This is a genomic window from Paenibacillus sp. MZ04-78.2, assembly GCF_024213375.1.
Classification (GTDB): Bacteria; Bacillota; Bacilli; order Paenibacillales; family NBRC-103111; genus Paenibacillus_G.
This window is the reverse complement of the sequence record NZ_JANAVJ010000016.1, coordinates 21,092-45,256: the sequence shown is the minus strand read 5'-3', so window position 1 is coordinate 45,256 and position 24,165 is coordinate 21,092. Positions and strand designations below refer to the sequence as shown.

Sequence of the window (24,165 nt, the reverse complement as noted above, 5' to 3'; positions counted from 1 at the left end):
TTCCACTATGAATCTATGACGGCTATGACTGCAAACTAGATCGAAAAGCGTTTCGCTCAGGAAAAACCGTTAGTCGAATCGGCTCAAGAGGTCTCCCGGAACGATTCCAACTATATCGACGTTATTTTCCTGTAAAAGGTTTCTCGATGCTTGCGCGTCCCAAGCCGTATGGTCTCCTTGCTTTATATTGACGTTAGCGAATTGTCGATCGTTCATGCGTAGCTGTAGGCTGCAAAAAGCTTATCCATTCTTATCAACGAAAAAAAGACCCATGCCGCTATCCCTGAACTATTCGACCAAGAGCGCCAAAAATCCTCTTTTTTCGCCCCGTGGATGCTTAGTTAAATGTTTCCTTCCTGGAAACGGCAGATTGTCCCCCCGCTTCTTGCGTGCATAAATCGGCTGTGATTTGCAAATTATGTTAAAGATAAAGTTCGTTTCCAAGGAGGACTTTGCCGTGCGGTCTATTCCGACGTCCGGCTTCAAGCTGCCGGATCGCTACGAGAAGGATCTTCTGCATCTGATGGTCAGAGATGCCCACACGCTGTTTGTTTATTGGGAAGTCGGCAACCGCAAGCGTTGGCTGTGCTCGCAGCATTTTGAGTGCGACTGGGGCGTGCTGCCGAAGGTGGTGCGGATATACGACGTCACCGGCGTGTACTTTAACGGAAACAACGCGCACCGCCATTTCGATATCGAGACGACGCCGGAGGCCGACCGTTGGCACATTCACGGGGTTTCGGCCGATACCGTGTGGACCGTCGATTTCGGCGTTTATACGATCCGGCGGCAGTTCGTGCCGCTGCTGCGGTCCGGCGCCGCCCGGACGCCACGGGACAGTACGGCCCCGTGGGGCGCTCCGCTGCAACCGACCGTACCGGAGGCACAGGAGCCCGGCAAGAATCCCGCGCGTATACGACCGTACGATTTTGAGAATTTCAGCGCTTACCATAGCTGAATGAAATGAGGTTCTTCGTTTATGCTGCTCAACCGAGGCCAGCCGAAGCCGGACCCGAAGGGCTACCTGGCTTTGGTTCTTCACGCCCATTTGCCCTATGTCCGGCATTACGACCGCGACGACTATATGGAGGAGCGCTGGTTTTACGAGGCGATGACGGAAACGTACCTGCCCTTCGTCGACCTGTTCGACCGCTTGGCAGCGGAAGGGATCGAGTTCAGGCTCACCTTCTCGATGACACCCACGCTACTGGCGCTGTGTACGGACCCGTTGATGCAGGAGCGCTACGCGGTCCATCTGGCCAAGCTGATTCGGCTGGCGGATCAGGAAATCGTCCGGCTTCGGGGCGACGAGCGCTTCGAGCCGCTGGCCCGCATGTACGCCAAACGGTTCCGGGAGCTGAGCCGGCTTTATGAGGCTTGCGGCCGCGATATCGTGACCCGTTTTAAGCATTACCAAGACCTTGGCATGCTCGAAATCGTCACCTGCGCCGCGACCCACGGCTTCCTGCCGCTGATGCGAACCGAAGAGGCGATCCGCGCCCAGATTGTTACGGCCGTCCGCGATTACGAACGGCATTTCGGGCACCCGCCGCGCGGCATTTGGCTGCCCGAATGCGGCTTTACCCCCGGGGTGGACCGGGTGCTGAAATCGTGCGGCATCGATTATTTTATTGCCGACGCTACGGCGGTCGCCTATGCCACGCCGCGCCCGAACCGACAGCTGTACGCCCCGCTCATGACGCCCTACGGGGTCACGGCGTTCCCGCGCGATCCCGAATCGTCGCAGCAGGTATGGAGCGCCGAGAACGGATATCCGGGCGACTACGACTACCGGGAATATTACCGGGATATCGGCTGGGACCTCGGCTGGCACGATTTGGCGGAGTGGGAGCATATCCGTCCGTACGTATTGCCGACGCACGAACGGGTAAACACGGGCATCAAATATTACCGCATCACCGGCAAAGACGGCCACCGCGAGCCGTATAACCCGGAATCGGCAAGAAGCAAGGCCGCCGAGCACGCGGGCAATTTTCTGTTTAACCGGCAAAAGCAGGCGGAGCACTGGCGCCACCATTTGGACCGCAAGCCGATCATCGTCTCGCCCTACGATGCCGAGCTGTTCGGCCATTGGTGGTACGAAGGGCCGCTGTGGATCGAGATGCTGTGCCGCAAGCTGTTTTACGATCCGTTCGAGCTGCGAATGGTGACGCCTTCGGAATATTTGCGGGAGTACCCCGTCGCCGATACGGGCAAAGTGAACGAATCCAGTTGGGGCCGAGGGGCTTCGGCGGAGGTATGGCTGCAGGGGAACAACGATTGGATTTACCGCCACCTGCACGAAGCGGAGCTGCGGATGATCCGGCTTGCCACGAAGCACGAGCATTTGGAGGAAGGTGAAAGACTCCTGAAGCGCGCGCTGAATCAGGCGGCCCGCGAGCTGATGCTGGCGCAAAGCAGCGACTGGGCGTTCATTATGGATTCGCAGACGGTCGTCGATTACGCTTGCCGCCGGACGAAGGACCACCTTGGCTGCTTCCGGCTGCTGTGCGAACAAATCGAGGCGCAGGCGGTCAACGAATGGTTCGTTGCGGAGCTGGAAGCGAAAGACAACTGCTTTCCCGGGATCGATTACCGGGATTATGTTTCCATTCACCGGGCGTCGCCGGTTCCGCTGCTGTCGGATGCGGAGCATTTCCAGAAAATCCTGGAGGAAACGAAGCATGGCCCGAACGTGTTCATGCTCGCTTGGGAGTACCCGCCCAAAACGGTCGGCGGGCTGTCCCGCGCCGTGGCCGATTTGTCCGAGGCGCTGGCCGCGCAAGGAGAGATCGTTCATGTGGTGACGAGCGCGCATGACGGCGCGCCGTACTTCGAGAAGCGCGGCGGCGTGTACGTGCACCGCGTTCCGGTGCTGCATTCGGGCGATACGGACTTTTACGATTGGACCTTCGAGATGAATCTGGCCTTTACGGATCATCTTGTCCGTTATAAAGAAAACGGCGGGCGCATCGATCTGCTGCATGCCCATGATTGGATGGTGTACCATACGGCGCGCGAGCTGAAGATGAGCTACGGCCTTCCGCTCGTCTGCACGATTCACGCCACCGAATGGGGGCGGAATCACGGACGGCTCAATAGCGACCTGTCGAACCGGATTCACCGGCTCGAATGGCGGCTCACCTACGATTCGGAACGCGTATTCGTGTGCAGTCATGCGATGAAGCGGGAAGTGCAGGATTTGTTCCAGCAAGCGGACGACAAAATGCTCGTCTTCCCGAACGGCGTGAAGCTGGAGAAGCCGGCCCGCGGCCCGGCCGATTCACAGGAAGACGCCAAGCGCCGGTTCGGCGTTCAAGGGCGGCGGGTGCTTGTTTTCGTCGGCAGGCTCGTCTTCGAGAAGGGCGTGCAGACGCTGCTCCACGCGATGCCAAGCATTCTGTCTGGCGCGCCGGACACGGTGCTGTTCATCGGCGGCTCCGGGCCGATGGAGGACGAACTGAAGCAACAGGCCGCCCACCTCGGCGACCGCGTGCGCTTCACGGGGTTCATTGACGACGGAACGAAGGCGGCGCTGTACCGTGCGGCCGACGCGTGCGTCATCCCAAGCCTGTACGAGCCGTTCGGCATCGTCGCCCTGGAGGCGATGAAGCACGGATGCCCTGTCGTCTTGTCCGATACCGGCGGACTCGCCGAGCTGGTGGAGCACGGCGTCGACGGGTACAAAGCGCTGCCCGGCCATGTCGAGTCGCTCGCCTGGCATATCGGTGACCTGCTGCAGCAGCCGGAGCTCGGGCAAAGCATGGCGGAGCGGGCGAGGCTCAAGCTGGAGCGGCAGTATGCTCTGGAACGCATTGCAGGCGCCGTAGCGGAGCAGTATCAGGAGCGGATTCGTTCCCGCAAGCCTCCGGCATCCGGCGTCGGCTCTTGACAAAGGCCCTCAGAGATTCGCAGCACGACAGATTGTCGCAAGGAGGGATGTGTATGAAAGCCGTCATTATGGCCGGAGGCAAGGGAACGAGGCTCCGCCCGTTAACCTGCCATCTTCCGAAGCCGATGGTTCCGCTCGCCGGCCGCCCCTGCATGGAATACATCATCGAGCTGCTGGCGGCGCATGGGATAACGGACATTGCCGTCACGATCCAATATTTGCCGGACGTTATACGCGATTATTTTGGGGACGGAAGCCGGCACGGCGTCCGCTTGCATTATTTTGAAGAAACGGTGCCGCTCGGCACCGCCGGCAGCGTCAAGCATGCCGCCCCGTTTCTGGACGAGCCGTTCATCGTCATCAGCGGCGATGCGCTGACCGATTTTGATCTGACCGAGGCGATCCGCTTTCATCAAGAGAAGCGTTCGCTCGCCACGCTTGTGCTCACCCGGGCCAAGCATCCGCTTGAATACGGCGTCGTGATGACCGACGACGGCGGGCGCATCGTCCGCTTTCTCGAAAAGCCGAGCTGGAGCGAGGTGTTCAGCGACACGGTTAATACGGGCATCTATATTCTCGAGCCCGAGGTGTTGGACCGCTTCGAGCCGGGCATCATGTACGATTTCAGCCAGCAGTTGTTTCCGGGCCTTCTCTCTGACGGAAAACCGCTGTACGGCTATGTCGCGGACGGCTACTGGTCAGATATCGGCACGCTGGAGCAGTACCGGCAGACGCAGTTCGACATGCTCGACCGCAAGGCGAACGTGCGCATCCGCGGCACCGAGCTGCGGCCCGGCATTTACGTCGGTGAGAACGTCACTGCCGCTTCGGACGTCAAATGGATCGGACCGGCGTTTATCGGCGACGGCTGCCGGATCGGGGAAGGCGTGGAGATCGGCGAGTACAGCATCGTCGGACAGGGCAACGTGCTGTCCGCAGGCAGCGTGCTGGGCCGGACGATCCTATGGGATCATAACCATATCGCCGAACGGAACGAACTGCTCGGCTCGACGATGGGAAGCCGGATCTTCTGCAAGGAAAGCGCGCGCTTCGCCGACGGTTGCGTCGTCGGAAGCCACTGCGTCATCGGCCCGAAAGCCGTTGTCGAGCCTCACGTGAAGATATGGCCGAAGAAGCAAATCCGCGAAAATACGCGGCTGACCTCCTCGTTCATTTGGGGCGAGCACTTGGGCAGACCGCTGTACAGCGCCTACGGTGTCACCGGCGCGCCCAACCTCGACCTGACGCCGGAGTTCGCCGCCCGCTTCGCCACCGCCTACGGCTCCGCGCTCGCTGCCGGCAAGCGTCTCGCCGTTAGCTCCGTGCCCCACGAATTCGCGCGGCTGATCAAGCGCACCGTGGCCGCCGGTCTGCAATCGGTCGGCGTCGACGTGATCGATCTCGGCGACGTGCTGCCGCCGGTGGCCCGGTTCGCCGTCCGCGAGCTGCAAAGCGCCGGGGGCATTCACGTGCAGCTCGCCACCGACGGGCTCGGCTGCCTCGAATGCTACGACGGGCAGGGCCTGCCGATCGACAAAGCGGCGGAGCGCAAGGTCGAGAATAGCTTCCGGCAGGAGGATTACGGCCGGGCCCCGGCGGAATCGCCCGGAAGCTACCGAACGGACGAGACGATGACGGCGTCGTATCTCGGGGCCCTGCTCGCCTTCACGGCGATGGAAGGCGAAAGCGCCCTGCCGCTGCGCGCCGTCGTCTGCACGCACCCGGCCGTTTTCGCGCTGCTTCGCCCGCTGCTTGATGCGCTCGGCTGCGAGGCCGTGCATTTGCCCGCCGAAGCGCAGCGCGGACGTCTCGCGGACCATGTCTGCGCGCTGTCGGCCGACCTGGGCCTATGGCTCGACGACGACGCCCGCGGCATGTCGCTCGTCACATCCGGGGGCGATACGGTGACAGGCGACCGTCTGATGCTGCTGCAATACGTGTCGTTTTTTCACAGCTTCAAATCCGCCGTCATCGGCGCACCTGTAAGCGCGCCTCACCTGCTCGAAAGCTTGGCGGAAGGGCTCGGTGCCCGGATCGTGCGCACGAAGCAGCAGATTCGCAGCATCATGGAGGTTTCGGCAAACCTTGCGCTGCATCCGCTGTTTGACGGACTGTTCGCAACCGGGCTCGTCGTGCGCAATATGCACCGCAGCGGCTTGCCGCTTGACGAGCTGCTGCGGCTCCTGCCGAGCGTGTACGTCCGGCGCGAGCGGATCGATTGCCCGTGGGACCGCAAAGGCGAGATCATGCGCCGGATGCTGCAAGAAACCAAGGGACGGCCGGTCGAGCTCATCGACGGCATCAAGGTGCACCACGACGGCGGATGGGTGCTGCTGCTTCCCGATTCGGACGATCCGGCCTTCAGCGTCGTCGCCCAAGGGCTGCACGACGAGCATGCGCTGTCGCTCGTTCACGAATACCGGGAGCAGATTCTAAACCTGATGCAGTGAGCATAACCATAAAGTAATGCCCCATTGAAAAGTCCGTTTCACCGGACTTCCCAAAGGAAGGAGGGTCGTATGAAGCTCATTCCGATCGGCTCGAAGCAGATTGCTTTTGTCCGGTATGACGACCAAGCTTCGCAGATGCACATTCAATACCATACTGGTCATACCCACACGTGCTGCGATGTCCTGCCCGAGCATTACCAGCGGCTGCTCCAGTCTCCCAATCCATACGATTTGCTCATGCAAATGACATCCGACAAAGCCTGGTGCCCTCCGCAAGCCTGAGGCCGCCGGGCTTTGCCTCTTCCCCGCCCTGAAGCCGGCATTTTGAAGAAAAAATGGCCGCGGGCAGCCGCTTTCATTCCTTTTCACGGATTGACCGGCATGGCACAAAAAGGTATCTTAAGAGAAAGCAAACATACTGGAACGAGAAGGGTGTGGGTGGATTGCCTAGGCACTTAGTCATCGGAAACGGCAAGTTTTTGATCAACCTGGACCGTAATACGTATATGCGCGATTTGTATTATCCGTATGTCGGGCAGCTCAACCATGTCGGCGGCTACCCATGCCGCATCGGCCTTTGGGTGGACGGCGCTTTTACTTGGCTGGCCGACCCGGAATGGAAGTTCGAGCTTTCGTATATCGAAGACTCTCTGGTAACCGAAGTTCGCGCCTCCCATTACCATCTCGGGATTACTTTGCTTATGAACGACGGCGTGCATCAGCGCGAGGACGTGTATCTGAAACGCGTGCGCGTCCACAATCATTGGGATACCGTGCGCGATGTGCGCATGTTCTTCAATCAGGACCTCGTCATCAACGAGACCGAGGTGGGCGATACCGCCGCTTATTACCCCCAAAACAATACCGTCTTTCATTATAAAAAAGACCGCTACTTCATGTTCAACGGGCTTGCTGGCACCGACGGCATATATCAGTACACAACGGGCGTCAAACGGTTTTACAACGCCGAGGGCACGTGGCGCGATGCGGAAGACGGCCATCTGATGGGCAACGCGATCGCGCAGGGCTCGGTTGACAGCACCGTCAGCTTCCGGCTCCATGTGCCGCCGAACAGCGACGAGACGCTCTATTACTGGATGAGCGCGGGCAAAAATCTCGAAGAAGTGAAGAAGCTCGACAACTACGTCAAAGAAAGCCATCCGGGCAAGCTGCTGGACCGGGTGGAAATCTATTGGCAGCGCTGGGTCAACAAACCGGAGGAACGCGATTACGGCAATCTGAGCGAGGCCTGCGTACGGCTGTACAAGCACAGCCTGCTGATCGTCCGGACGCAGACCGACGTGAACGGCGCGATCATCGCGGCGAACGACTCCGACATCATGCAGTCCAACCGCGACCATTACAGCTATATGTGGCCCCGGGACGGCGCGATCATCGCTTATGCGATGACCATGGCCGGCTATCAGGGCATGATTACGCCGTTCTTCAACTTTTGCGCGGAGGCGCTCTCGCCGGACGGCTACCTGCATCACAAATACAATCCCGACGGAACGGTCGGCTCCAGTTGGCATCCGTACCTCAACGGCGGCAACATGCAGCTGCCGATTCAAGAGGACGAGACCGGGCTCGTCCTGTTCGCGCTGTGGCAGGACTACGTCCGCCACGGCATCATTGAGCTGCCGCAATCGCTGTACCGGACGCTGATCCGCCGCGCGGCGCGCTTTATGGCCGGCTATATCGAGCAGGAGCTGAGCTTGCCGAAGCCGAGCTACGACCTGTGGGAGGAGCGGTACGGCATCTTCACGTTCACCGCGTCGGCCGTCTACGGCGGGCTCATTGCAGCCGCCAACTTCTGCAGCCTGTTCGGGGACGAAGAGCGGTCCAGCCGCTACCGGCATACGGCGGAGAAAATCAAATCCGGCATCCTCAAGCATCTGTGGGACGAGGAGGAGCAACGTTTCGTGCGCGGACTCGTGCTGGACGGCGAAGTCTGGGTGAAGGACAAGACGCTGGAGAGCAGCGTTTACGGCATTTTCGAATTCGGCGTTCTCCCGGCCGACGACCCGCGCGTCGTCAGCACGATGAAGGCCAACCGGGCCGGACTCACGATCAAAACGGACATCGGCGGCGTGGCCCGTTACCATCACGACTATTACTTCCAACGCTCGCCCGACATCGATAACGTTCCGGGCAATCCATGGATCATCTGCACGCTGTGGATTGCGGAATGGGAAATCGAGTGCGCCAAGACGCTGGAAGACCTCGTATCGCCGCGGCGTACGCTCGAATGGGTCGTCAGCCACGCGATGGAAAGCGGCATTTTGCCGGAGCAGCTCGACCCGTTCGACGGCGGACCGGTATCGGTCGCCCCTCTCACCTGGTCGCACGCCACTTATGTACTGACTGTCGTCAAGTACACGGAGAAATATAAAAAGCTGCTGGCCGCCAGCAAAACGTAAACCCGGCCGTTCTCGTAATAGCAAAAAAACATGTCGGCAAGACGGATCGTCCGTCCTTCCGGCATATTTTTTTGATTCTGCGCCGCTCCTCCTGCATTCCCCCCGAACGCCTGCTACTGCTTGCGGGAATGCTGAGATTTTTATCGGGCGATAAATCGTACAAGCGGGAGACGTAAAAAAAGCCTGACCGAGGCCAGGCTGCCGTACCTATTCATGCACGTAGGTTTGTTCGTATTTATCCGCTTCCCACAGCCGCTCAAGCTCGGCAGGATCGCTCATTTCGACGACGATCATCCAGCCTTGCCCGTACGGAGACAGGTTGATGACGCCCGGGTTTTCCGTCAGCTTCGGATTGACGCTAACGACCTTGCCGGATACCGGAGCATATAACTCCGTCACCGTCTTGACCGATTCCATGCTGCCGAACGGCTCGCCGGCCTGAAAGACGTCTCCCTCTTCGGGGAGCTCCACAAAGACGATGATCCCGAATTCCTCTTGGGCAAAATCGGTGAGGCCGACCACGGCTCTCCCGTTCTCCACTCGCACCCATTCATGATTTTCGCTGTATTTGAGCCCTTTGATTACTTCCATAACGTCGGTTCCGAGCTCCTTTACTCCAAGTAGTGAAAAACCCCCAAGCCAGCCGCAAGACCGGCCGAGGGGGATATGCGAAGCGTACGAAGACGATTATTTCGTCGCCAGATGCTTGTCGCCTTTTTTCCAGCCGATCGGGCACAGACCGCCGGACTGCAAAGCTTCGAGAACGCGGAGCGTTTCTTCGACGCTGCGGCCGACATTGTTGTGATGAACGACTTGGTATTGCAGCTCGCCTTCCGGGCTGATGATGAACAAGCCGCGCAGCGCAATGCCTTCTTCTTCAATCAGTACGCCGTAGTCGCGCGATACTTGTTTCGTAATATCGGCGGCCAGCGGGAAATTCAATTGGCCAAGGCCGTTTTGATCTACTGGCGTGTTGATCCAAGCGCGGTGGGAATGAATGCTATCAATCGAAACGCCGAGGATTTCGGTATTGATTGCTTTAAATTGCGAAGCGGCCTCGCTGATTGCCGAAATTTCCGTCGGGCACACGAAAGTGAAGTCCAGCGGATAGAAGAACAATACGAGCCACTTGCCTTTATAATCAGACAAGGAAACTTTGCCGAACTCTTGTCCGTTCCCAAGGGCGGTGTCCATTGTAAAATCGGGTGCTTGTTTACCTACCAAACGTTCTGCCATGTCAAAAATCCTCCCTTAAATTTGGTAATTGGTCACGGTTTTCACGATATAAATCGTATCATTTGGGGTCCGCCCAAGTCAAGATTAAACTAATTATTTTTTTAGAATAATTCTAATCTGTGAAAATCCAGACACAAAACGGTAAAAAACAGAAAAAACTCTTAAGAAATCGGAATTCCTCAAGAGTTTTTTCTGCTATACCGGTCTTGCTATTCGGTTCGATCCTTATTTGCGGATGGCGCCAACGATCAGCTCGCCCATCGCGGTCGTGCCGAGCGCCTTGCTCTTGTCGACGGCAATGTCTCCGGTGCGGTGACCCGCGTCCAGCACTTCCTTCACAGCGCGCTCGATCGCTTCGGCAGCATCATGGTAGCCAAACGTCAGGCGGTACATCAGCGCTACGGACAAGATCGTCGCGATCGGATTCGCAATGCCTTGGCCCGCAATATCCGGCGCGGATCCGTGTACCGGCTCGTACAAGCCGAACGCCCCTTCGCCCAGGGAGGCGGAGGACAGCATGCCGATCGACCCCGTCAGCATCGCCGCTTCGTCGCTCAGAATGTCGCCGAACATGTTCTCCGTCACGATGACGTCGAAGCTGGACGGACGGCGCAGAAGCTGCATCGCGCAGTTATCTACGAGCACGTGCTCCAGCTCAACATCCGGATAATCCGGCGCGATCCGGTTGACCGTTTCTCTCCACAGGCGGGACGTTTCCAGCACGTTCGCTTTATCGACGGACGCCAGCTTCTTGCGGCGGGTACGGGCGATCTCAAACGCTTGGCGCACGATGCGCTCCACTTCCGTGACGTTGTATACGCACGTATCGACCGCTTCTTCTCCGTTCGCACCCTCACGGCGGAATTTCTCTCCGAAATAAATCCCCCCGGTCAACTCGCGGACGACGATCAGGTCCGTGCCTTCAAGCACTTCCGGCTTCAGCGTGGAAGCTTCCTTCAAGCAATCGAATACGTTAGCCGGACGAATGTTGGAGAACAAACCGAGCGCCTTACGGATGCCAAGCAGCCCCGTTTCCGGACGCAGCTCCTTCGGATTGTTGTCCCATTTCGGGCCGCCAACGGCTCCGAGCAGCACGGCGTCGGCTTTCTTACAAATTGCCAGCGTATCCTCCGGCAGCGGGGTTCCTTTTTCGTCAATCGCAATTCCGCCGAACAAGCCGTGCTCGAACTCAAAACGGTACCCGAACACGTCCTCGGTTTTTTTCATGACTTTAATCGCTTCCGCCACAACCTCGGGACCGATGCCGTCCCCGGCGATAACGGCAATTTTCTTCACGTCTGCCATTGGTTTCACTCCTAAATTAAGTTCATTATCTCTTTTGTAGCACATTTACCCGTCTTTACGCCAAGACATAAATCGAATAAATTTGATAGACAAAACCTATAACTAACGCAGTATCGCCAATCGCCCTTCCAGAGCGTCCCAAGCCGGTAAACGGAACAAGCGCCAACTCCGGTACGTCAGCGCGCTTCTATTCCACTTTGATCTCCTTGCGGCGTCCCATATACCACTTGACGAACGACTCAGCCAGCTCGATCGGCGCATCGTCGATCCCGGCGTGACGCACCGGCTTGGCCCGGTTTATTGTCCCGACGGAGGCGAGCCCCAGCCATTTTTGAACTACGCTGCGGGTGACTTTCACTTCAATGACCTTCTCCCGCTTCGAAACGAATAGAGCCGTTGTCAGACTTCCCGTTTTGAATTGAATAAAGTTGTCCTTCAAAACGTACCGCGTATTGGTGTAATCAAGCCATCTGGATACGATGATCCACATCAGCAAAGCGCCGGATAAAACCCACCAGGTCTGTTCGAATCCCAGAAACCGCGGCTTGAAATAAAATAGAGCCGCCGTCGATAAGATCCAAAGCCAGCTTGGCCTGAACATGCGGAGCCATAACGATTTCGCGGGAAGCCGTTTCATCTCGCGGGTCACTTCATAAGCCGGCAGTATTTCCGAGATCATCTCATAGGCGCGCTGAACAGGCAAAAAAGGATACAGCGTGCTGATTTCCAGCTTGTCTTCTCCATCGCCAAGGCCTCCTGCGCTGATCAGCTTCACTTCGGCGAGTCCGAGCAAGCGTTTCAGCACGGACTGCGTAATTTCAACCGCCTGCACCCTTTGCTTGAGAATGGAAAATACCGATTCGTCGATCAGCCCTTTTGTAATGTAGATGCGGTCGGAATCGGAAGATATTTCGTATTTTCCATACTTCACAAAGGTTCTGACGATTCCGAAAGCGACGGAAACCACAACCAGCACAACGAGCAGGATCGCGGCAATCCACCAGGACTCCTTAAGGGTGGAGAACAAACCTTTCGCCTCTTGCTTCACATGAAAGATTTCATCGATTTTGGAATAAAAAGAGGCCAGCAAAGGAATCAGGACCAGAAAGCTTAAGGATGTAAAGGAAGCACGCATAACATCCTTTTTTGTCGGCTTAAAATGAACGGTCCGCCGCGGATTTACCGCTTCTGCGTACGACTCCGCAACAGCTTCGCCGTCATGTGCCGTCGCTGGCTCGCCCGGCACCGGGCTTGCCACATGCTTTTCCATATTGCCTGCTTCCGCTAAAGAAATGACCTCAAATTCGACGGCGGCCTCTTCGCCGGTGAGCCCTGTTTCGAACCGGATGGAAGTCACGTTAAACAGCCGATGGAATAAGGTCGTGTGACGGTTGACGTTTTGAATTTTGGCGAAAGGAATCGTCCGTCCGGACTTGGTGAACACCCCTTCGTAGAGATGAAACGAAGCATCGTCGAGCTTGTATTTATGCGTCAGCCACTTTAATAGAATGACAAGAACGGATACCCCGATCCATACAAAAAAAGTGATCCTCCCATACTTAAGGAAAGTCGAATCCGAACCGAAATTGATCACGAATAAGTACATGGCGATGACAAACGAGACCTTAACCAGCTTCCATAATTTCAAAACCATCGTCAGCGGATGATACCGTTTTGCTTCGGTCATGACTCCACTTCCTTTATTTTTGCGAAATGGGCGATCTGATCCCTTAACTCGATCGCGACCTCTTTGGGCAGAGCAGGTATGGCATGCGTCGATCCCATCGTTTTAATCGAGACCGAGCAGAGGCCGTACTTTCGCAGAAGCGGTCCTTGCTTCGTGGCGACCGACTGGATTTTGGTCATCGGGACGAGCTGATGCTCTTCGTTTAACGCGCCCGATTTCAGCTGCAAAAACTCTTCATTCATGTCGTAGCGCCAGTTTTTATAGAGCAAAAACGGCCTGATGAAAGACCAGACCGCGAACGGCACGGAAATAACGACAATGCCGATAAGAATCCAGCCGATCCACTCTTTCCACGCGTACCGATGGTCCAAATAGAGCAAAACCCCAAGCAGAGCAAAGCCGATCACATTCGAAATCGTTTCACTGATCATCCATACTTTGACCGCATCCTTGGACAATCGTCTTTGAGGCGCGCCAATTGGAGAAAACATAGATTCACCCCTGCAGCTTCAAGCTGCCATGTTCATAAGACAGGCTCGTTTATTGACCTTGTTCATGTTCCTTATTTTACCTTAACAGCTTTCATCATCTTAATCAATGAAACAGTATGGTAGATTAATACACTAAAGCGGCCTTCGTTCGAAATCGTCCGGATAGCGATCCGCCTTTTATTCAATTCCAATTTAACTGCGAAGTAGTCGATAAGATGATAAGAATCAAACTGGATGTCGTGATGGCGGAGCGCAAAATGTCCTTAAACCGGCTCTCCGAACTGGTCGGCATCACCCCGGCGAATTTGTCGAGCTTAAATAAATATAGGCGATAGCATCCCCCGGTACTCCGGGCTGCTATCGCCTATTTCACTTCCTAACCTTGCAACAAGCGCTAAATCAACGTCACATTATCGCGGCTGCGAGCCGGGCTTTTGCGCTTCTCGATCAAGCGGTTGATCGCGTCCACGTACGCGCGAGCGCTCGCTTCGAGGATGTCCGTGCTAACGCCGCGGCCGAGCACGGCATAATCGCCCTGCTTCAGCGCCACATGCACTTCGCCAAGCGCATCCTTGCCGTGCGTGACCGATTGGATCGAATAGTCGTCGAGCTCGACTTCTTCCTTGGTCGCCTTGTCGATCGCATTGTAGATCGCATCGACGGAGCCGTTGCCGACCGCCGCTTCGTCCAGGTGCCCGCCGTCCAGCAGCTTGATCCGCACAGTTGCGGTCGGGGTCGATTGATTGCCGTACGATACTTGAATCGTCTCAAGCGAGAACACTTCGGGCGTCTCGATCAGCTTCTCTTCGAGCAGCGCGACGATGTCTTCATCCGTAACGTTCTTCTTCTTGTCGGCCAAGTCTTTGAACTTGGCGAACGCGGCATTCATCTGCTCGTCGTCGAGGTTGTAGCCGAGGTCGACCAGCTTCTCGCGGAACGCATGGCGTCCGGAGTGCTTGCCGAGCACCAGCTTGCTCTCCTTGAGCCCGATCGTCTCCGGCGACATAATCTCGTACGTCGTCTTTTCCTTCAGCATGCCGTCCTGATGGATGCCGGATTCGTGCGCGAACGCATTGGCTCCGACAATGGCCTTGTTGCCCGGCACGACCATACCGGTCAGCTTGCTGACCAAGCGGCTCGTACGGGCAATCTCGGACAGCGTAAGCGACGTCTTCGCTTGGAAAAACTCCTGACGCGTCTCAAGCGCCATCGCCACTTCCTCGATCGACGTATTGCCGGCGCGTTCGCCGATGCCGTTGATCGTCCCTTCGATCTGATCCGCTCCGTTCAGAATCGCCGCCAGCGCATTCGCCGTCGCCATGCCCAAGTCGTCGTGACAGTGCGCGCTGAGCTGAATTTTCTCGATGCCCGGCACGTTCTCTTTCAACGTCTTGAAAATGTTACCGTATTCATAAGGCGTCATATAGCCCACCGTATCCGGGATGTTCACGACCGTCGCCCCGGCGCGGATCGCCATCTCCGTCACTTCGCACAGAAAATCAAGCTCGGTGCGGCCGGCATCCTCCGGCGAAAACTCGACTTTGCTGAAATATTTCTTCGCGTAACGGATCGCCGCCTCCGCCGCTTCGAGCACCTGATGCTTTTCCATCCGCAGCTTGTGCTGGCGGTGAATCGGCGAGGTAGCGAGGAACAAATGCAGACACGGGTCCTGCGCATCCTTCAGCGCTTCGCGAGCCGCCTCGATATCCTGCTCGCGGGAACGTGACAGGGCGATAACCGAGGCATTCTTTACGGCGCGGGCCACGGCGCTGACGCCCGCCAAGTCTCCGGGAGAGGCCGCCGGGAAGCCGGCTTCCATCCGGTCGACGCCGAGCTTCTCAAGCTGCAACGCAATCTCGACTTTTTCCTGCATGTTCAGGTTGACGCCCGGCGACTGCTCGCCGTCACGAAGCGTCGTATCGAAAATATAAATTTTTCTCATGGCTCTTGGCTGCGCCTCCTTTGGAATTTTGACTTGCATTAAAGCAGAAAAAGGTGCGACCCGAAACGGGCAGGCAACGGACCTGCCTACCGTCCATTCCCTGCGCCGCTTTCAAGCCGACCTTATGCCGCTTGTCCGTTATACGTTGCTATCGTCTGCCGAATTACTTCTTGATCCAGTGCATCAATTCGCGCAGCTGGGAACCGACTTGCTCGAGCGGATGCTCGGCTTCCAAACGGCGGGTAGCAGTCAGGAACGCACGGCCCGATTGGTTCTCCAAAATAAAGTCGCGGGCGAATTTGCCTTGTTGGATGTCGGACAGGACGCGTTTCATTTCTTTCTTCGTTTCTTCCGTAATGATGCGAGGACCTGTAACATAGTCGCCATACTCCGCCGTGTTGGAGATGGAATGTCTCATCGACGCGAGACCGCCTTCGTACATCAGGTCAACGATCAGCTTCAGCTCATGCAAGCACTCGAAGTAAGCCATTTCCGGCGCGTAGCCTGCTTCCACCAACGTTTCGAAGCCTGCTTTGACAAGCTCGGAAGCGCCGCCGCACAGAACGGCTTGCTCGCCGAACAGGTCGGTTTCGGTTTCTTCGCGGAACGATGTTTCGATAACGCCCGCGCGGGTGCAGCCGATCCCTTTAGCATACGCCAAGCCGATGGCTTTCGCTTGACCGCTTGCATCTTGCTCAACCGCAATCAGGCCGGGAACCCCGAAGCCTTCGACATAAACGCGGCGAACCATGTGGCCCGGCGATTTCGGAGCGACGAGGAATACGTCTTTATCCGCAGACGGTTGAATTTGGCCGAAATGAACGTTGAAGCCGTGGGAGAACATGATCGCTGCGCCATGCTTCAGGTTCGGTTCGATTTCGCTTTTGTATACGCTCGCTTGGGTTTCGTCCGGCATCAAAAGCTGTACCACGTCGGCAAGCTTGGTCGCTTCCGCTACGGAGTAAACTTCGAAGCCGTCGTTTTTCGCTTGCTCGAAGGAACGGCCTTGACGAAGTCCGATGATGACTTTCAAGCCGCTGTCGCGCAGGTTTTGCGCTTGGGCATGGCCTTGGCTGCCGTAACCGATAATAGCGATCGTTTTCCCTTTCAATACGTTCAAATCAGCGTCTTTTTCATAGTACATCGTAACTGCCATGGATAATAGTTCCTCCTTTGAATTAAAACCCTGTGAACGGGTGCTCGAACGGACGACGGGGACAGGAAGCTCGGACCGCTGGCCGGGTTGGCCTGTCATCCGCATGAGCCCCCGCTCACAGGATCATCATGGTTTTAGTCATAGAACGAAAAACGAATTATTTGTTCATACCGCGGATCATGGCCGTTACGCCGGTACGGGACAGCTCCTTGATGCCGTAAGGCTTGAGCAGCTCGGTCATGGCTTCGATTTTCTCGGAATCCCCGACCACCTGCACGATCAGCGAGCTCGGACCGATATCGACGATGGCTGCGCGGAACGTCTCGACGATGCCGAGAATTTCCGGCCGCATGCTTGGTTCGGCGTTAACTTTAATTAGCGCCAGCTCGCGCGCCACCATCGGATGGGCGCTCAGGTCGACGACCTTGATCACGTCGATCAGCTTATAGAGCTGCTTGGAAATCTGCTCCAGCGTCTTGTCGTCTCCCGTCGTGACGATAACCATGCGGGAGAGCCCTTTTTCCTCGGACTCGCCCACCGTAATGCTCTCGATATTGAAGCCCCGGCGGCCGAACAGGCCGGATACGCGCTGCAGCACACCGGGCTGGTTGTTCACTAGAACGGATATGGTGTGTTTGCGTGTCATTCCGAATCCCCCATTAACATTTGGTCTATCGTCGAGCCCTGCGTTACCATCGGGAACACGTTCTCGTGCTTCCGGACGACGAATTCGACGAGCACGGGACCCGGGGTATCGAGCGCTTCCTGCCAAGCGCGGCGGGCTTCGTCTTTGTTCGTTGCGCGCAGCCCCTTCACGCCGTAAGCTTCCGCCAGCTTCACGAAATCCGGGCTGCCGGCCAGATCGATATGGCTGTACCGGTTATCGTAAATGATCTCCTGCCACTGACGCACCATGCCGAGCACCTGGTTGTTGATGACGACGATTTTGACCGGAATTTGGTGAATCGCGCAAACCGCAAGCTCCTGGGAACACATCTGCATGCCGCCGTCGCCGTTGATCGAGACGACCAGCCGGTCCGGGTGCGCCTTCTGCGCGCCGATCGCCGATGGGAATCCGAAGCCCATCGTGCCCAAGCCGCCCGAGGTGATCCAGGAACGCGGATGATTGAATTTGTAATACTGCGCCGCCCACATCTGATGCTGGCCGACGTCCGTCGTTACGATCGCTTCGCCCTTGGTCGTCTCGTGGATCATCTCGATGACGTACTGCGGCTTCAGCTCCGTATCGGAATCCTTGTAGCGCAGCGGGAAATTCCGTTTCGTCTCCTGCACCCATTCGATCCATTTCTCGGATCGGGACGGCTTCGCCTTCAGGTTGGCAAGCTGCAGCACGGCCTTCACATCGCCAACGACCGGGATGGCCGTTTCGACGATTTTGCCGATTTCCGCAGGGTCCACGTCGATGTGGACGATTTTTTTCGCCTGCGGCGCAAAGCCGTCCACCTTCATCGTGACGCGGTCGTCGAACCGGGCGCCGATACCGATCAGCAGATCGCAGTTTTGCAGCGCGTGGTTGGCGGTGTACGTTCCGTGCATCCCCGGCATGCCGAGCCACAGCTCGTGCGCGCTTGGGAACCCGCCCAAGCCAAGCAGCGTCGTGGTGACCGGAATCCGCGTTTTGTTGACGAACTCAAGCAGCTGCTCCGCCGCGTCGGCGTAGACAACGCCGCCGCCTGCGATGATCATCGGACGCTCGCTCTCGGCGATCGCCTCCAGCATCTTGTCGACTTGGAGCTTGTTCGGCTGCACCGTCGGATTGTAGCCGCGGATGTCCACCTTCTCCGGATAGTAGAACGGCGCCGTATCGTTCGAGACGTCCTTCGGAATATCGATCAGAACCGGGCCTCTGCGGCCGGTCGAAGCGATATGGAACGCTTCTTTGATAATGCGCGGCAAGTCTTGCACGTCGCGCACCAAATAGCTGTGCTTCGTAATCGGCATCGTGATGCCGGTAATGTCCGCCTCTTGGAAAGCGTCCGTACCGATGACCGATGTCGCAACGTTGCCCGTGATGACCACGAGCGGCACCGAGTCCATATAAGCCGTCGCAATTCCGGTAACGAGGTTCGTTGCTCCCGGACCCGAGGTGGCGATACAGACGCCTACCTTGCCGGTCGAACGGGCGTACCCGTCGGCTGCGTGAATTGCGCCTTGCTCATGCCGCGTCAGCAAATGGTTGAAATCCGGATTGCCGTGCATGGCATCGTAAATATATAAGACCGCTCCGCCGGGATAACCGAAGACGCAATCCACGTCCTCCAGCAGCAGGCTGCGAAGCAGCATTTCCGAACCGGTAATGACGTCCGGCTTCAGCAGCTCTTCGCGAAGCTGTTCCTTTGACTTTTGTGTGGTTTGGACGATCATGAATATTGGCCTCCTCTCAGATAATCCGACAAACGACTAAAAAACCCCTCTCATCCCCAAACGCAGCATGTGCGTCTGACGGGACGAAAGGGGTTAATCTTCCGTGGTACCACCCAGAATTTGTTAGATGCCTCGCGGCAAATAACCTTAGCAGGTAATGCGCGCCGCAGCAATCCTCATCGGCTAGCACGATGACGACCCGTGAATTCGCGAATCTTACCTTCGGCACGGTAACGTGTGCCAAATCCGATTTTCCCTAGTAACATTATCGCTTTCAAGTGGTAAAGCCTGATGATATGCGATAAAGCTTTCAGGAAAACAGCTCCGAGGTGAGCTCGTACATAAGGGGTTAAGGCATTGGTTTCAGCATCTCCACTGCTCTCTGAACATAAGAGCCCTTATAACTTCGTCCTCTTCATAGCCGATATATCTGATGTGTTTTTTTGTATTATATGCCGAATCGATTTTTTAGTCAAGCATCATTCCCGAGGAAAAAAAGGAAGCGAAAACGCCTCTGGTCCGGCCCCCCGCGACAAAGGAACGGAAAACGGCGACCGAAAATTGGATACATTGCAACTTTTACCAGCGGGAACGCGTCTTCAATCTTGCGGCTTTGGGTCAATAATAGCCATGATGGAGAAAAGTTTGCCGTATTGGGTCAAAATGGAGAAGCCGTATGCCGAAGTATACTAAGACCGAAAAAGTAAAAAAAGCGCGCAACTTAAGAAAAGGAGTGATTTCATGCGAGACATGCTGCAATCCGCCGTCCTGTCCATCACCTTGTTCTCCGGCGCCCTTGCAACCGCCGCGACCGCTCCTTTTGCCATAGGTTCCGAGTTGAGGGCAACCGGCATGGGACAAGCCACCTTAAGCCAAGCTTCCGCCGCATCCGGCCCGCTCCTGAGCAGCGAAGTCGTTTTGCCGGCCCTGCCGACGCTCCTCTCCGGCTCCGCTCCGCAAACGAAGCCGCCGCAAGACGGGGCCGCCGGAAACGCTCTGCCCCAAACCGAAGGGAGTCCGGTGCTGACCTTTCCCGTCATCAGCGATATCCACGTTCAATCATGGGAGAAAGCGTCGCACGAGAAGCTCGTTCGCGTATTGAACGACCTGAACGAAATCAATCCGTCGGCCGACACGCTCGTGATCAACGGGGATTTAACCGAAGGCATGCCCGAGGACTACGCCAAGCTCAAGGAGCTCATGCAAAGCGCGCCGCATCCGGAGAGCGTCTTGTACAATATCGGCAACCACGAGTTTTACAAAGCCTGGTACAGCAGCCGCAGCCGTTGGAACCCGGACGGCTTTCCGAACGGGGAAACGGACCAGGAGTCGATTTCCCGGTTCCTCGCGTTCTCCGGAGAGAATAAGGTCTACTACGAGAAGACCATCAAGGGCTACCACTTTATCTTCCTTGGCTCGGAGCAATACCGACAGTCCGACCCGGCTCATGCCGAGGACGCTTATTTGTCCCCCGAGCAGTTGGAATGGCTGAAGCAGACGCTAAAAAAAGACGCCCTCTCGAACAAGCCGGTCTTCGTCTTCCTGCACCAGCCGCTGCCTGCCACGGTAGCGGGAACGCATTTTTGCTGTACGAATAGCCGGGCCGTCATTCAGCACAAAGAACTGAAAGCGATCTTGTCGCAGTATCCGCAGGTCATCTACTTCAGCAGCCATTCGCACTGGGAGCTGAATCAGCCGGATACGTTGGTGCGCGACGGCTTCACGATGGTCAACACCGCCTCGGTGTCCGAAACGTTGACGAGCGACGGCAAAGGCGCGGAAAAGCTGAAGAGCAAAAAAGAAAGCGAAGGGCTGTACGTCGAGGTGTATCCGGACCGGGTCCTGATCAAGGGCAGGGATTTTTACCGGAAGCAGTGGATTCCGGAAGCGCAGTTTACCGTGCCGGTAGCTCAGAAGAAGTAAGAGGCAGTCGGCAGGCTATATTTCTAAGGTCCGGTGAATAAGAGAAGGCCACTCGGCAGCTTCTTATTCACCGGACCTATTTTTCGCGAAATGTCCGTATATTTAGCAAGCGGCTTCCAGAGACAATCCGCTCCCGGTTAACCGGAAGTGAAAATTCGATAAAAAGCGGCCAAGTTGTTAGCCTGACGCAGCGTGAAACAAACACCCCTTGCAAGGATACGGTTATACGTATCGTTACAAGGGGTGTTTGGGCCAGGCCCGGTTGAAACCGTGCCTTATGCATTCACCTTTTGCTTGGCAGTTTCTGCCAAAGAGTTGAACGCATTGATATCGTTAACGGCGAGATCCGCCAACATTTTGCGGTTTACTTCTACGCCAGCCTGTTTCAGGCCGTGCATCAGCTTGCTGTAGGACAAGCCGTTTTGACGCGCTGCCGCATTGATCCGCACGATCCACAGCTTGCGGAAATCGCGTTTTTTCTGACGGCGGTCGCGGTATGCATAAAACAAGGATTTCATGACTTGCTCTTTTGCCGTTTTAAACAGTCTATGTTTCGAGCCAAAGTAACCTTTAGCAAGTTTCAATATTTTTTTACGACGACGTGTACGGATAAATCCGCCTTTCACTCTTGCCATGACAATCTACCTCCAGAAATGTTGTAAGTATGCGAATTCGAGACGAACGGGATTACTTAATGTTAGCGAGCTGCTGCTTCAGGCGTCTTACATCGCCCGGATGCATAACCGGATTCGTGCCCAAAACACGTTTTTGGCGAGCCGATTTGCCGGACAACAGGTGGTTTTTATATGCTTTGTAGCGTTTTACTTTGCCGGTACCTGTAATTTTGAAGCGGTCTTTCAAGCTGCTGTGAGTTTTCATTTTTGGCATGGGGTGTTCCTCCTTAAAGAATGAGTTTACTATTGCTGCTTCGACGCCAGGATCATGATCATGCTCCGGCCTTCCAGCTTCGGCTTGCGCTCAACGATGCACAGCTCTTCCACTTCGGCTGCCATGCGCTCCAGAACGCGTTGACCGATGCCCGCATGAGCGATCTCACGGCCGCGAAAACGGACAGACAGCTTCACTTTATCGCCATCGTTCAGGAATTTCACAACATTGCGCAGTTTTGTTTGGAAATCGTGCTCGTCAATCGTCGCGCTCAAACGAATTTCTTTCAGCTCGACGATCTTCTGATTCTTGCGGGCTTCTTTCTCTTTCTTCTGCGTTTCGTAGCGGAATTTGCCGTAGTCCATGATCCGGCAAACCGGCGGTTTCGCCGTAGGCGCCACGTTCACCAAGTCCAGATTCTGATCGTGCGCAATTTGCAGCGCTTCGCGAATCGGCTTGATGCCGAGCTGTTCTCCGTTCGCATCAATCAAACGAACTTCTCTCGCCCGAATTTCATCGTTAATTATGTGCTCTGTACTGATAACCTGCCACCTCCAAAAGATTTTGCAAAAAAAATACGCGGGCGATAAACGCCCACGTTTGGTTTTAGGTCCAATGGATTGACTGACCTGTTCAAGAACGGATCAATCAAACAAAGTCACTCTCAGTCATAACCAGCCAACCGAGGTCGGACAGGTGAGAAGCGGGCGCTTCTTCTTTCGCACTAAACTAATATACCATTCCCATTGACTACAGTCAACAGCGAAATCCGATTTTTACGCGGCTTGTGCTAGCTGGCCTGCTTGCTCTTCATATCCTCGAGCCGGATAACCCGGGTATGCTCGGTATGGCTCCACTGCTTGTTGTTTTGCGTGAAGAACGCGTAGAGCGTAATCGGCCACCAGGACAACAGGAAGAGCGGGAACGTAATCAAGTACTTATACGATTTCAAAGGCGCTTTCTCCATAACCAGCGCGATCATAAACATGGCGTAGGTTACCACCGTGAAGGCTGCAAAGAAGCTTGGCGCAATCTTGAACAAGGAATTAAACATCGGGACGCCCGGAAGCGTCATATCGATAAACAGCACCACGGTAACGATCGAAGCGATGAGCACGTTATAAACGTTGGCCGCGTAAATGGCGTTATCGATCTTCGTCCAGTTGCCTTCCTTGATCCCTTTCCAGAGCAGCGGAAAGAAGTAGCGTCTGGCCACGTTGAAATGGCCCTGCATCCAGCGGAGCCGCTGGCGCGCCGAAGCTTTGAACGTGATCGGCTTTTCGTCGTACACTCTCGCGTAATAGTTGAACGACGGTTTGATGCCGCGACTCACGCAGCGCATCGTAAACTCCAGATCCTCGACGAGACTTGTCGCCCCCCAGCCGATTTCCTTCAGCAGGTTCGATTCGAAGCACATTCCCGTGCCGCCCAAGTAGTTGGCCATACCAAGGTTGGACCGCGGCAGCTGCCACAGCCGGTTAATGTACCAATAGGTCACCGCGTAGGAGGCAGTAACCCAGGAATCGTGCGGATTCTTCGTATCCAGATAAGCCTGAATAACCTTGGAGCCGTTGCACAAGTCGTTGTTCATATGCGTCAGGTAATCCTTGCTGACGAGGTTGTCGGCGTCGAACATAACGACGGCATCGTACTGGCGCGGCATTTTCCACAGCTCTTTGAGCATCCACTCGATCGCGTAGCCTTTGCCTCTCAGCTTCGGATTGCTGCGCACGCATGCGAACACGCCCATGTCTTGGGTGATTTGAGCCGTATTGTCGGTGCAGTTATCGCAAATCACGAATATATCATATAGTTCTTTCGGATAGTCCAAATTTTTCAAGTTCTCGATAAGCGCCCCGACAACCTGCTCCTCATTGTGGGCCGCTACGAGAACGGCAAACGTTTTTTGAGGCGCATGCTCAATTTGATTTTTGCGACGGTACCAACCGAAAAACGTCAGAACCAACTGGTAGGCTCCAATCAAAGCCAAAGCAATCTGGAGACCTAACAGAAAACTGTCCAACATGAAACATCCCCCTTTTTTTGTATGTACCCCTTTGTCTGTTTCTGTTTCTCTTAGCGCCTTCAAAAATTTTTTCGATGATGTGGATTAGATTACGAGGGTCGCCGAATATGATTTTCCTCTCTTTGATCCGATTTGTCAAAACCGCCAAGTCGCTTTCTGCGGTCGGATCTTTGTTTTTCCGGGGAAAACGTCTGGAATTCCGGCAAGACTCTTTGCTATCCAGCTTTTTATGTCTTATTTTCATCGATTTTCAAACTTTTTATAAGCGCCAGTTGGAAAAAACTTTCTGAAACCGCAAACGGAAAAGCGGTCATGGGAAAAGACAGCCTCCTGCTTTCGCAGTGTCTTTTCTCCGATGCCAGCC

The 24,165-nt window shown here is 55.8% G+C and carries 20 protein-coding genes; 7 read left to right on the top strand and 13 right to left on the bottom strand.

The features are described 5' to 3' along the window. Nucleotides 1–457: 457 nt before the first annotated feature. The 5 genes from NLX71_RS13810 to NLX71_RS13790 all read left to right on the top strand — a co-directional run bounded on the left by NLX71_RS13810 (nt 458) and on the right by NLX71_RS13790 (nt 8,762). Nucleotides 458–958, top strand: coding sequence for a DUF4912 domain-containing protein (locus NLX71_RS13810; RefSeq protein ID WP_254364260.1), 501 nt, complete (start codon nt 458–460; stop codon nt 956–958). A 21-nt stretch (nt 959–979) separates the two neighbouring features. Continuing rightward, nucleotides 980–3,892 (top strand): 1,4-alpha-glucan branching protein domain-containing protein, encoded by a 2,913-nt coding sequence (locus NLX71_RS13805; protein WP_254364259.1) that lies wholly within the window; start codon nt 980–982, stop codon nt 3,890–3,892. Between the two features lie 53 nt (nt 3,893–3,945). Then, nucleotides 3,946–6,342: a sugar phosphate nucleotidyltransferase gene (locus NLX71_RS13800; protein WP_254364258.1), complete on the top strand. Its 2,397-nt coding sequence runs from the start codon at nt 3,946–3,948 to the stop codon at nt 6,340–6,342. Nucleotides 6,343–6,411: 69 nt separating this feature from the next. Further along, nucleotides 6,412–6,624 carry a KTSC domain-containing protein gene (locus NLX71_RS13795; protein WP_063185748.1) on the top strand — a complete coding sequence of 71 codons (213 nt, stop codon included), beginning with the start codon at nt 6,412–6,414 and terminating at the stop codon, nt 6,622–6,624. Between the two features lie 161 nt (nt 6,625–6,785). Beyond that, nucleotides 6,786–8,762 carry a glycoside hydrolase family 15 protein gene (locus NLX71_RS13790; RefSeq protein ID WP_254364257.1) on the top strand — a complete coding sequence of 659 codons (1,977 nt, stop codon included), beginning with the start codon at nt 6,786–6,788 and terminating at the stop codon, nt 8,760–8,762. A 207-nt stretch (nt 8,763–8,969) separates the two neighbouring features. Here NLX71_RS13790 and gcvH read toward each other — a convergent pair whose 3' ends face one another. The 5 genes from gcvH to NLX71_RS13765 form a co-directional block, all read right to left on the bottom strand. Beyond that, a complete protein-coding gene (gcvH, locus tag NLX71_RS13785; RefSeq protein WP_254364256.1) occupies nt 8,970–9,353 on the bottom strand; it encodes a glycine cleavage system protein GcvH in 384 nt (127 codons plus the stop codon). 96 nt (nt 9,354–9,449) lie between these two features. After that, on the bottom strand, nt 9,450–9,998 hold the full coding sequence (locus tag NLX71_RS13780; RefSeq protein WP_254364255.1) for a peroxiredoxin: 549 nt from the start codon (nt 9,996–9,998) through the stop codon (nt 9,450–9,452). Between the two features lie 225 nt (nt 9,999–10,223). Beyond that, the gene (gene leuB / locus NLX71_RS13775) at nt 10,224–11,303 is read right to left on the bottom strand and encodes a 3-isopropylmalate dehydrogenase (protein WP_090675891.1); all 1,080 of its coding nucleotides are present in this window, start codon (nt 11,301–11,303) and stop codon (nt 10,224–10,226) included. Nucleotides 11,304–11,490: 187 nt separating this feature from the next. Beyond that, complete coding sequence (locus NLX71_RS13770) at nt 11,491–12,990, bottom strand: PH domain-containing protein (RefSeq protein WP_254364254.1); 1,500 nt, start codon at nt 12,988–12,990, stop codon at nt 11,491–11,493. After that, complete coding sequence (locus NLX71_RS13765; protein WP_254364253.1) at nt 12,987–13,481, bottom strand: PH domain-containing protein; 495 nt, start codon at nt 13,479–13,481, stop codon at nt 12,987–12,989. Before NLX71_RS13765 ends, NLX71_RS13770 begins: the two co-directional genes overlap by 4 nt. A 215-nt stretch (nt 13,482–13,696) precedes the next feature. Here NLX71_RS13765 and NLX71_RS13760 point away from each other — a divergent pair, with 215 nt between their 5' ends. Next, nucleotides 13,697–13,816: a helix-turn-helix domain-containing protein gene (locus NLX71_RS13760; RefSeq protein ID WP_254364252.1), complete on the top strand. Its 120-nt coding sequence runs from the start codon at nt 13,697–13,699 to the stop codon at nt 13,814–13,816. A gap of 59 nt (nt 13,817–13,875) precedes the next feature. On the opposite strand, the gene NLX71_RS13755 is transcribed toward NLX71_RS13760, so the two are convergent. The 4 genes from NLX71_RS13755 to ilvB form a co-directional block, all read right to left on the bottom strand. After that, entirely contained in the window at nt 13,876–15,423 is a 1,548-nt protein-coding gene (locus NLX71_RS13755) for a 2-isopropylmalate synthase (protein ID WP_254364251.1), read from the bottom strand. Between the two features lie 163 nt (nt 15,424–15,586). Next, nucleotides 15,587–16,579: a ketol-acid reductoisomerase gene (gene ilvC / locus NLX71_RS13750; protein WP_090675880.1), complete on the bottom strand. Its 993-nt coding sequence runs from the start codon at nt 16,577–16,579 to the stop codon at nt 15,587–15,589. Between the two features lie 157 nt (nt 16,580–16,736). After that, nucleotides 16,737–17,225, bottom strand: coding sequence for an acetolactate synthase small subunit (gene ilvN / locus NLX71_RS13745; RefSeq protein WP_254364250.1), 489 nt, complete (start codon nt 17,223–17,225; stop codon nt 16,737–16,739). Further along, nucleotides 17,222–18,964 carry a biosynthetic-type acetolactate synthase large subunit gene (gene ilvB / locus NLX71_RS13740; RefSeq protein WP_254364249.1) on the bottom strand — a complete coding sequence of 581 codons (1,743 nt, stop codon included), beginning with the start codon at nt 18,962–18,964 and terminating at the stop codon, nt 17,222–17,224. The genes ilvN and ilvB overlap by 4 nt, the downstream gene beginning before the upstream one ends. Before the next feature lie 741 nt (nt 18,965–19,705). Between ilvB and NLX71_RS13735 the strand changes: the two genes are divergently transcribed. Then, nucleotides 19,706–20,887 carry a metallophosphoesterase family protein gene (locus NLX71_RS13735; RefSeq protein ID WP_254364248.1) on the top strand — a complete coding sequence of 394 codons (1,182 nt, stop codon included), beginning with the start codon at nt 19,706–19,708 and terminating at the stop codon, nt 20,885–20,887. 275 nt (nt 20,888–21,162) lie between these two features. On the opposite strand, the gene rplT is transcribed toward NLX71_RS13735, so the two are convergent. The 4 genes from rplT to NLX71_RS13715 all read right to left on the bottom strand — a co-directional run bounded on the left by rplT (nt 21,163) and on the right by NLX71_RS13715 (nt 23,801). Beyond that, nucleotides 21,163–21,522 carry a 50S ribosomal protein L20 gene (rplT, locus tag NLX71_RS13730; protein WP_254364247.1) on the bottom strand — a complete coding sequence of 120 codons (360 nt, stop codon included), beginning with the start codon at nt 21,520–21,522 and terminating at the stop codon, nt 21,163–21,165. Nucleotides 21,523–21,574: 52 nt separating this feature from the next. After that, nucleotides 21,575–21,775: a 50S ribosomal protein L35 gene (gene rpmI / locus NLX71_RS13725; RefSeq protein WP_025849277.1), complete on the bottom strand. Its 201-nt coding sequence runs from the start codon at nt 21,773–21,775 to the stop codon at nt 21,575–21,577. A gap of 29 nt (nt 21,776–21,804) precedes the next feature. After that, a complete protein-coding gene (infC, locus tag NLX71_RS13720) occupies nt 21,805–22,302 on the bottom strand; it encodes a translation initiation factor IF-3 (RefSeq protein ID WP_254364302.1) in 498 nt (165 codons plus the stop codon). Between the two features lie 263 nt (nt 22,303–22,565). Then, complete coding sequence (locus tag NLX71_RS13715) at nt 22,566–23,801, bottom strand: glycosyltransferase family 2 protein (protein WP_254364246.1); 1,236 nt, start codon at nt 23,799–23,801, stop codon at nt 22,566–22,568. Nucleotides 23,802–24,165: the final 364 nt, after the last annotated feature.